Annotated in this window: 1 protein-coding gene; it reads right to left on the reverse strand. The window is 44.0% G+C overall.

Features of this window, described 5'->3' with window-relative positions; all coding sequences use genetic code 11:
• Nucleotides 1–973: c-type cytochrome (locus V7D75_RS09895; protein WP_333614428.1), on the reverse strand; the 973-nt coding region annotated here is incomplete at its 3' end.
• Between the last annotated feature and the right edge of the window lie 316 nt (nt 974–1,289).

Genomic DNA, 1,289 nt, shown 5'->3' on the forward strand with positions numbered 1-1,289 from the left:
GACGCACATCCTTTGGTGCATCGCCATTTGGCCAATCTTTGTCTTTATTGGCTTTGACAGGGCGCGGCAAATGGGTAAAGTAGGCGGCAATATCGACTGCTTCTTGATCGCTTAGTGTATTGCCCTGACCGAACGGCATTTTACCTTTAATAAAGGCCGCGGCGGTATATGTACGCGCCATGCCTGCGCCATCATTAAAAGACTTGTCGCCTGCGACTGCTGGGTAAAGGTAAGTACCATCATCATTGTATTGACCTTCGCCATCAGCACCGTGGCAAACGCTGCATTTTTCTACAAACAGCTTTTTGCCGGTTTCAGGGTTTGGCTCTAACTCTTTATCCACTTTTACAAAACCGCGACCTTCAGGTGATACCCCAAATGGCATATCTTGCGACAACCAGCTCATATAAGACACCATCGCATTCATATCATCTGAATCAAGATCGAGTGCCTTACCATTCATCGAACGCTCAAAACAACCGTTGATACGTTCCTGAATGGTATTTACACGGCCACCGCGTGAGCGGTAAATCGGATAAATACTTGGCATATTGTTCCAAGGCGCGGCATACGCTTCTGAGCCATTGCCTAGGTGACAGCTGGTACAGTTAAGCTGGTTACCAACGTTATTCGGCAGCTCTTTATAAGTATGGTTAGCAAGCTGTAGACCGCGGCGTACGGCAGCGCCATACTCATCATCTGGAATGGTCGATTCATCTGGCATCTTAATGGACGGCTTACCGCTTGCAGCATCAGCGCCGCCTGCAGTTATATCATTAGCAGCAGGCATGTTACCTTTTAAGGCGTCTGCACGTGCCTCAAGATCCTTTACGCGTGCTAGGGCTGCTGCCTCCTCAACGCGATCAACTGCCTTAGTTTCACTACTATTATCACAACCTGTGAGAACAGTTGCACCAAGAGCAAAGATAGACGCCACTAAAATAGAAGACTTAGTACGTAAAAACTTTCTCATTGGAATATCCTTATCTTAAAATATAATATATAAAAATCTATCGATGTGTTAATTTAGAGGCGATAATGGCAGAACTTATGCTGTGATTTAGATAAAGACGACAGCATAACTTTATGTAGAGGCTCCACCTTGCTCATCAAAAACTACGCGGTAATCAATCAGTAACTTGCTAGTAACATGATTGTATCAAATACAAATACGTAAAGTGATTTTAAATTGAAAATAAAACATAACGTGACAAACCAATTTAAAGAAAGCTAAAGCGCAAACCACAGTGTCTATAGTGAGTGGGAAGTAATATCGATACATCACGCAC

The organism is Psychrobacter sp., from assembly GCF_036731945.1.
Lineage (GTDB): Bacteria > Pseudomonadota > Gammaproteobacteria > Pseudomonadales > Moraxellaceae > Psychrobacter.